Consider the following 8,778-nt stretch of genomic DNA (forward strand, 5'->3'; position numbering starts at 1 on the left):
TCAGTGCTATCAACGACTTAAGAATAAGTTATTGATTTTAACCTTGAATTATTATTGCTTGATGTTAGGTGCTTATTTCGCCAATCATCAAGAATCTTAAAAAGTTCCATCACATTTACATTTTGAAACATCTATAGCGATAAATGAAACATCTTAAAAGTTTTAGTATCATATTCGTGTTGGATTATTCTGCATTTTTGGGGAGAATGGACTTGCCGACTGATTAATGAGGGTTAATCAGTATGCAGTGGCATAAAAAAGCAAATAAAGGCATATAACAGAGGGTTAATAACATGAAAGTTAAAGTACTGTCCCTCCTGGTCCCAGCTCTGCTGGTAGCAGGCGCAGCAAACGCTGCTGAAGTTTACAACAAAGACGGCAACAAATTAGATCTGTACGGTAAAGTAGACGGCCTGCACTATTTCTCTGACGACAAGTCTGTAGATGGCGACCAGACCTACATGCGTCTCGGCTTCAAAGGTGAAACTCAGGTTACTGACCAACTGACCGGTTATGGCCAGTGGGAATATCAGATCCAGGGCAACGCTCCGGAAAGCGAAAACAACTCCTGGACCCGTGTGGCATTCGCTGGTCTGAAATTCCAGGATATCGGTTCTTTCGACTACGGTCGTAACTACGGCGTTGTTTACGACGTAACTTCCTGGACCGACGTTCTGCCAGAATTCGGTGGCGACACCTACGGTTCTGACAACTTCATGCAGCAGCGTGGTAACGGCTTCGCGACCTACCGTAACACCGACTTCTTCGGTCTGGTTGACGGCCTGAACTTTGCTGTTCAGTATCAGGGTAAAAACGGTAATCCGTCTGGTGAAGGCTTTACTAGCGGTGTAACCAACAACGGTCGTAACGCTCTGCGTCAGAACGGCGACGGCGTTGGCGGTTCTATCACTTATGATTACGAAGGCTTCGGTATCGGTGCTGCAGTTTCCAGCTCCAAACGTACTGATGCTCAGAACAGCGCTGTTTACATCGGTAACGGCGACCGTGCTGAAACCTACACTGGTGGTCTGAAATACGACGCGAACAACGTCTACCTGGCTGCTCAGTACACCCAGACCTATAACGCAACTCGCGTAGGTTCCCTGGGTTGGGCGAACAAAGCACAGAACTTCGAAGCTGTTGCTCAGTACCAGTTCGACTTCGGTCTGCGTCCGTCTGTAGCATACCTGCAGTCTAAAGGTAAAAACTTGGGTGTCGTTGCTGGTCGTAACTACGACGACGAAGATATCCTGAAATATGTTGATGTTGGTGCTACCTACTACTTCAACAAAAACATGTCCACCTACGTTGACTACAAAATCAACCTGCTGGACGACAACCAGTTCACCCGCGCTGCTGGCATCAACACTGATGACATCGTAGCTCTGGGTCTGGTTTACCAGTTCTAATCTCGATTTATATCGAACAAAGGGCCTGCGGGCCCTTTTTTCATTGTTTTCAGCGTACAAACGCAGTCTTTTGGTGTACTCTTGCGACCGTTCGCATGAGGATAATCACGTATGGAAATGAACTTTACCCGTGTGGCATTGCTGGCTGCCGCGCTCTTGTTTGTTGGTTGCGATCAAAAACCACAACCCGCCAAACCCAACGCTCCTGAAGTTACCGTTCTTGAAGGCAAAACGATGGGAACCTTCTGGCGTGCCAGCATTCCGGGCATTGACGCCAAACGCAGTGTTGAACTCAAAGAGAAGATCCAGACTCAGTTGGATGCCGACGATCAGCTACTTTCGACTTATAAAAAAGATTCCGCGCTGATGCGTTTTAACGACTCGCAAAGTTTATCGCCGTGGCCGGTAAGTGAAGCGATGGCTGATATCGTCACCACTTCGCTACGCATTGGCGCAAAGACTGACGGTGCGATGGATATTACCGTCGGGCCGCTGGTGAATTTGTGGGGCTTTGGCCCGGAGCAACAGCCGGTACAAATCCCGACCCAGGAACAGATCGACGCGATGAAAGCCAAAACCGGCTTACAGCACCTGACGGTAATTAATCAGTTGCATCAGCAATATCTGCAAAAAGATGTGCCGGACTTATATGTCGATCTCTCCACCGTGGGTGAAGGTTATGCGGCAGATCATCTGGCGCGCCTCATGGAGCAGGAAGGTATTTCCCGCTATCTGGTGTCGGTTGGCGGCGCACTGAACAGCCGGGGCATGAATGGTGAAGGGCAGCCGTGGCGGGTGGCGATCCAAAAACCGACCGATAAAGAGAATGCGGTTCAGGCCGTGGTCGATATCAATGGCCACGGGATTAGCACCTCCGGTAGCTATCGCAACTATTACGAGCTGGACGGCAAACGCCTGTCCCATGTTATCGATCCGCAAACCGGGCGTCCCATCGAACATAATCTGGTGTCCGTGACGGTAATTGCCCCGACGGCGCTGGAGGCCGATGCCTGGGACACCGGGTTAATGGTTCTCGGGCCGGATAAAGCCAAAGAAATCGTTCGCCGGGAAGGGCTGGCGGTCTATATGATCACCAAAGAGGGCGATAGTTTTAAAACCTGGATGTCGCCGCAGTTTAAAAGCTTCCTTATCAGCGAAAAAAATTAAAGCGCAAGATTGTTGGTTTTTGCGTGATGGTGACCGGGCAGACTAGAGGCTATCCTTAACCAGGGAGCTGCTTATGAAAAACGCCACATGCTTAACTGACGATCAACGCTGGCAATCTGTCCTGGCCCGCGACCCGCACGCCGACGGCAAATTCGTTTTCGCCGTGCGTACCACGGGCATCTTTTGCCGCCCGTCTTGCCGCGCCAGACATGCCCTGCGGGAAAACGTCTCCTTTTATGCGGATGCCAGCGAGGCGCTTGCCGCAGGTTTTCGCCCCTGCAAACGTTGCCAGCCGGACAAAGCCAATGCCCGGCAAGACCGGTTGGATAAAATCACCCATGCTTGTCGGCTGCTGGAACAAGAAACGCCCGTGACGCTGGAGGCTTTAGCCGACCAGGTGGCGATGAGTCCATTCCACTTACACCGTTTATTTAAAGCTACGACCGGAATGACACCAAAAGCCTGGCAACAGGCCTGGCGTGCTCGTCGCTTGCGCGAATCGTTAACGAAAGGGGAGAGCGTCACCCAGGCGATTCTCCACGCCGGATTTCCCGACGGCAGCAGTTACTACCGTAAAGCCGACGAAACGCTGGGCATGACGGCTAAACAGTTTCGTCATGGTGGCGAAAACCTGGCTGTTCGTTATGCGCTGGCCGATTGTTCGCTGGGGCGTTGCCTGGTGGCGGAAAGCGAGCGGGGGATTTGCGCGATTTTACTGGGCGATGACGATGCGACATTAATTGGCGAGCTACAGCAGATGTTTCCTGCCGCCGACAACGCCCCTGCTGATCCGACATTTCAGCAACATGTGCGCGAGGTCATCGCCAGCCTTAATAACCGTAATACGCCGCTGACGTTACCGTTGGATATTCGCGGCACCGCTTTCCAACAACAAGTCTGGCAAGCATTGCGTTCCATTCCTTGTGGTGAAACAGTGAGTTACCAGCGACTGGCAAATTCCATCGGCAAACCAACAGCGGTGCGTGCAGTGGCAAGTGCTTGCGCCGCCAATAAGTTAGCGATCGTTATACCTTGTCATCGGGTGGTACGTGGCGATGGCGCACTTTCCGGTTACCGCTGGGGTGTTTCGCGTAAAGCGCAATTGCTACGTCGCGAAGCTGAAAATGAGGAGAGGTAATGCTGGATCTGTTCACTGATGCTGAACCCTGGCAAGAACCGCTGGCTTCCGGCGCAGTGATCCTGCGCCGTTTTGCTTTTGATATCGCAGAAGATCTGATGCAGGAGATTAACGGTGTCGCCAACCAGTCGCCGTTTCGCCAGATGGTTACACCGGGTGGGTATACCATGTCGGTGGCAATGACCAACTGTGGACGTCTTGGCTGGACGACTAACCAGCAAGGCTATCTCTATTCGCCTATTGATCCACAAACAAATAAGCCGTGGCCCGCCATGCCGCAAGGCTTTCGTGATTTGTGCCAACGGGCAGCAACGGCGGCGGGGTATCCCGATTTCCAGCCTGACGCTTGCCTTATCAACCGCTACGTCCCTGGCGCGAAACTGTCATTGCATCAGGATAAAGACGAGCCGGATCTGCGCGCGCCAATTGTTTCTGTTTCTCTGGGACTGCCTGCAATTTTCCAGTTTGGCGGCTTGAAACGTAATGATCCGCTAAAACGTCTGTTGCTGGAACATGGCGATGTGGTGGTGTGGGGCGGTGAGTCACGGCTGTTTTATCACGGTATTCAACCGCTAAAAGCGGGATTTCATCCACTGACCGCCGACTGTCGCTACAACCTGACCTTTCGCCAGGCAGGTAAAGAAGAATAAAAATAAGAATTATTATTGCTGTGTGCGCGGAGATGTTTAAACTGCGGGCTGTAATTCATTGTCCGGGTTTTCTGCATGGAACTTCTTGTACTTGTCTGGCGGCAGTATCGCTGGCCATTTATCAGTGTGATGGCGCTCAGCCTCGCCAGTGCGGCGTTAGGCATTGGCTTAATTGCTTTTATCAATCAGCGTCTTATCGAAACGGCAGATACCAGTTTGCTGGTGTTGCCGGAGTTTCTGGGTTTATTGCTGCTGTTGATGGCGGTAACACTGGGATCGCAACTGGCGCTCACCACGCTGGGCCATCATTTCGTTTACCGACTGCGTAGCGAATTTATCAAGCGGATTCTGGATACCCACGTCGAGCGCATTGAACAACTGGGCAGTGCCTCATTGCTGGCGGGGTTAACCAGCGATGTGCGCAATATCACCATCGCTTTTGTGCGCTTACCTGAACTGGTGCAGGGTATCATTCTCACGGTGGGTTCGGCGGCGTATCTGTGGATGCTGTCGGGTAAAATGTTGCTGGTAACGGCGATCTGGATGGCAATCACCATCTGGGGTGGTTTTTTGTTGGTGGCGCGGGTGTACAAACATATGGCGACCCTGCGAGAAACCGAAGACAAGCTGTACACGGATTTTCAAACTGTACTGGAAGGGCGCAAAGAGCTGACCCTGAACCGCGAGCGCGCCGAGTACGTTTTTAACAATCTCTACATCCCCGATGCGCAAGAATATCGCCATCATATTATTCGTGCTGATACATTCCATCTTAGTGCCGTGAACTGGTCGAACATTATGATGCTGGGCGCAATAGGCCTGGTGTTCTGGATGGCAAACAGTCTCGGTTGGGCTGATACCAACGTTGCGGCGACTTATTCGCTGACGCTGTTGTTCCTGCGTACACCGCTGCTTTCGGCGGTTGGTGCGTTGCCGACGCTGCTGACGGCAGAGGTGGCGTTCAACAAGCTGAACAAATTCGCGCTCGCGCCTTTTAAAGCGGAGTTTCCGCGCCCGCAGGCGTTTCCCAACTGGCAAACCCTGGAGCTGCGTAACGTGACGTTTAGTTATCAGGATAATGCTTTTTCCGTTGGCCCGATTAACCTCACTATTAAACGTGGCGAACTGCTGTTCCTGATTGGTGGCAACGGTAGCGGTAAATCGACGCTGGCGATGTTGCTGACGGGGTTGTATCAGCCGCAAAGCGGTGAAATTTTGCTGGATGGCAACCCCATCAGCGCTGAAAAACCAGAAGATTATCGCAAGCTGTTTTCCGCCGTGTTTACCGATGTCTGGTTGTTTGATCAACTGCTGGGGCCGGAGGGTAAAACCGCAAATCCACAACTGGTTGAGAAGTGGTTAGATCAGTTGAAAATGGGTCATAAGCTTGAGTTAAGTAACGGGCGTATTCTTAACCTGAAGTTATCGAAAGGGCAGAAGAAACGCGTGGCGTTGTTGCTGGCACTGGCAGAAGAACGCGACATAATCCTGTTGGATGAATGGGCAGCGGATCAGGATCCACACTTCCGCCGTGAGTTTTATCAGGTATTACTGCCGCTGATGCAGGAGATGGGCAAAACGATTTTCGCCATCAGTCATGATGACCACTATTTTATTCACGCCGACCGCCTGCTGGAAATGCGCAGTGGGCTGCTTAGCGAACTAACCGGCGAAGAGCGTGATGCCGCTTCGCGTGATGCCGTTGCCCGGACGGGATGATATTTTGACGCTTACCTGACGGACTTCTGCTGCCAGGTAAGCGTTCCCTTCGTTTCTAATAACCCTATAATTAATCAACGAAATCATAATGTTTATAAAAATAGAAGATAATTTATAAACATTATTTAAATGTTGTTACTTAAGTGTTAACGTTGATGCCGCGCAAATCTCACCTGCAATAAAGCGACTAAAAGTAAGGCATTAACAAGATGAAAAAAGTGACTGCCATGCTCTTCTCGATGGCCGTGGGGCTTAATGCCGTTTCAATGACGGCAAAAGCGAAAGCGTCCGAGGAGCAGGAAACTGATGTACTGTTGATTGGCGGCGGCATTATGAGCGCCACGTTGGGGACCTATTTACGGGAACTGGAGCCTGAATGGTCGATGACCATGGTAGAGCGCCTGGAGGGTGTCGCGCAGGAGAGTTCGAACGGCTGGAACAACGCCGGAACCGGGCATTCTGCGCTGATGGAACTCAATTACACCCCGCAAAACGCCGATGGCAGCATCAGTATTGAAAAAGCAGTCGCCATTAACGAAGCATTCCAGATTTCCCGCCAGTTCTGGGCGCACCAGGTCGAGCGCGGCGTGCTGCGTACCCCGCGTTCATTTATCAATACCGTTCCGCATATGAGCTTTGTCTGGGGCGAAGATAACGTCAATTTCCTGCGTGCCCGTTACGCGGCATTGCAACAAAGTTCGCTGTTTCGCGGTATGCGTTACTCTGAAGATCACGCGCAAATCAAGGAGTGGGCACCGTTAGTGATGGAAGGGCGTGATCCACAACAGAAAGTGGCGGCTACGCGTACAGAAATTGGCACCGATGTGAACTACGGTGAGATCACCCGTCAGTTGATCGCCTCATTACAGAAGAAATCTAACTTCTCGCTGCAACTCAGCAGCGAAGTCCGCGCTATCAAACGTAATGACGATAACACCTGGACCGTCACCGTTGCCGATCTGAAAAACGGCACCGCACAGAACATCCGTGCGAAATTTGTCTTTATCGGCGCGGGTGGCGCGGCACTGAAACTGTTGCAGGAGTCCGGTATTCCGGAAGCGAAAGAATACGCCGGTTTCCCGGTGGGCGGTCAGTTCCTCGTTTCGGAAAACCCGGATGTGGTTAATCACCATCTGGCGAAGGTCTATGGTAAAGCATCCGTTGGCGCGCCGCCGATGTCAGTTCCGCATATCGATACCCGTGTACTGGACGGTAAACGCGTGGTGCTGTTCGGGCCATTTGCTACCTTCTCAACCAAATTTCTCAAAAATGGTTCGCTGTGGGATCTGATGAGTTCCACCACCACCTCTAACGTGATGCCGATGATGCACGTCGGGCTGGATAATTTCGATCTGGTGAAATATCTGGTGAGTCAGGTGATGTTGAGTGAAGAGGATCGTTTTGAAGCGTTGAAAGAGTACTACCCACAAGCGAAAAAAGAGGACTGGCGTTTGTGGCAAGCGGGACAGCGCGTGCAGATTATCAAACGTGATGCCGATAAAGGCGGCGTGCTGCGTCTGGGTACAGAAGTGGTCAGCGACCAGCAAGGAACCATTGCTGCGCTGCTCGGCGCATCGCCGGGGGCATCTACCGCTGCGCCGATTATGTTGAGTCTGTTGGAAAAAGTGTTTGGTGATCGTGTTTCCAGCCCACAATGGCAGGCCACGCTGAAAGCGATTGTTCCGTCTTATGGCAGCAAGCTGAACGGTGATGCGGCGGCAACAGAACGTGAATTGCAGTACACCAGCGAAGTTCTGAGCCTGAAATATGATAAGCCGCAGGCGGCAGATAGCACGCCGAAAGCGCAGTTGAAACCGCAACCAGTACAAAAAGAAGTGGCGGATATTGCGTTGTAATGGTGCGCCGCATCCGGCAACTGGCTCGGGCGTTAGATGTCGGATGCGGCGTAACCGCCTTATCCGACCTACGGGGGCAGCACTTCACAGCGGCGTAGCGGCGTAGGCCTGATAAGACGCGCAGCGTCGCATCAGACAACCGGCCAGGGCGTTAGATGTCGGATGCGGCGTAACCGTCTTATCCGACCAGCGGAGTGCAGCACTTCACAGCGGCGTAGCGGCGTAGGCCTGATAAGACGCGCAGCGTCGCATCAGGCAACCGGCCAGGGCGTTAGATGTCGGATGCGGCGTAACCGCCTTATCCGACCAGCGGAGTGCAGCACTTCACAGCGGCGTAGCGGCGTAGGCCTGATAAGACGCGCAGCGTCGCATCAGGCAACCGGCCAGGGCGTTAGATGTCGGATGCGGCGTAACCGCCTTATCCGACCAGCGGAGTGCAGCACTTCACAGCGGCGTAGCGGCGTAGGCCTGATAAGACGCGCAGCGTCGCATCAGGCAACCGGCCAGGGCGTTAGATGTCGGATGCGGCGTAACCGCCTTATCCGACCAGCGGAGTGCAGCACTTCACAGCGGCGTAGCGGCGTAGGCCTGATAAGACGCGCAGCGTCGCATCAGGCAACCGGCCAGGGCGTTAGATGTCGGATGCGGCGTAACCGCCTTATCCGACCAGCGGAGTGCAGCACTTCACAGCGGCGTAGGCCTGATAAGACGCGCAGCGTCGCATCAGGCAACCGGCTCGGGCGTTAGATGCCGGATGCGGCATAACCGTCTTATCCGACCAGCGGAGTGCAGCACTTCACAGCGGCGTAGCGGCGTAGGCCTGATAAGACGCGCAGCGT

General features: G+C 52.8%; 6 protein-coding genes. All 6 read left to right on the top strand.

The window, feature by feature from the left end:
* The first annotated feature begins 293 nt into the window (after positions 1 to 293).
* Positions 294 to 1,409 (top strand): porin OmpC, encoded by a 1,116-nt coding sequence (gene ompC, locus BEA93_RS13270; protein WP_105224654.1) that lies wholly within the window; start codon positions 294 to 296, stop codon positions 1,407 to 1,409.
* Positions 1,410 to 1,520: 111 nt separating this feature from the next.
* Positions 1,521 to 2,576, top strand: coding sequence for an FAD:protein FMN transferase ApbE (apbE, locus tag BEA93_RS13275; protein ID WP_000425712.1), 1,056 nt, complete (start codon positions 1,521 to 1,523; stop codon positions 2,574 to 2,576).
* Between the two features lie 73 nt (positions 2,577 to 2,649).
* Entirely contained in the window at positions 2,650 to 3,714 is a 1,065-nt protein-coding gene (gene ada, locus BEA93_RS13280; RefSeq protein ID WP_016248976.1) for a bifunctional DNA-binding transcriptional regulator/O6-methylguanine-DNA methyltransferase Ada, read from the top strand.
* Positions 3,714 to 4,364 carry a DNA oxidative demethylase AlkB gene (gene alkB / locus BEA93_RS13285; protein ID WP_001516739.1) on the top strand — a complete coding sequence of 217 codons (651 nt, stop codon included), beginning with the start codon at positions 3,714 to 3,716 and terminating at the stop codon, positions 4,362 to 4,364. The genes ada and alkB overlap by 1 nt, the downstream gene beginning before the upstream one ends.
* 75 nt (positions 4,365 to 4,439) lie before the next feature.
* Positions 4,440 to 6,083, top strand: a complete 1,644-nt coding sequence (yojI, locus tag BEA93_RS13290; RefSeq protein WP_105224655.1) for a microcin J25 efflux ABC transporter YojI — start codon at positions 4,440 to 4,442, stop codon at positions 6,081 to 6,083.
* 209 nt (positions 6,084 to 6,292) lie between these two features.
* The gene (gene mqo / locus BEA93_RS13295) at positions 6,293 to 7,939 is read left to right on the top strand and encodes a malate dehydrogenase (quinone) (RefSeq protein WP_000758095.1); all 1,647 of its coding nucleotides are present in this window, start codon (positions 6,293 to 6,295) and stop codon (positions 7,937 to 7,939) included.
* Positions 7,940 to 8,778: the final 839 nt, after the last annotated feature.

Source organism: Escherichia sp. MOD1-EC5950 (assembly GCF_002965345.1).
GTDB lineage: Bacteria > Pseudomonadota > Gammaproteobacteria > Enterobacterales > Enterobacteriaceae > Escherichia > Escherichia marmotae.

Excerpts from the sequence above, each read along its gene's own strand:
- ada (WP_016248976.1), top strand. The coding sequence starts at position 2,650 with ATGAAAAACGCCACATGCTTAACTGACGATCAACGCTGGCAATCTGTC.
- ompC (WP_105224654.1), top strand. The coding sequence starts at position 294 with ATGAAAGTTAAAGTACTGTCCCTCCTGGTCCCAGCTCTGCTGGTAGCA.
- mqo (WP_000758095.1), top strand. The coding sequence starts at position 6,293 with ATGAAAAAAGTGACTGCCATGCTCTTCTCGATGGCCGTGGGGCTTAAT.
- yojI (WP_105224655.1), top strand. The coding sequence starts at position 4,440 with ATGGAACTTCTTGTACTTGTCTGGCGGCAGTATCGCTGGCCATTTATC.
- apbE (WP_000425712.1), top strand. The coding sequence starts at position 1,521 with ATGGAAATGAACTTTACCCGTGTGGCATTGCTGGCTGCCGCGCTCTTG.
- alkB (WP_001516739.1), top strand. The coding sequence starts at position 3,714 with ATGCTGGATCTGTTCACTGATGCTGAACCCTGGCAAGAACCGCTGGCT.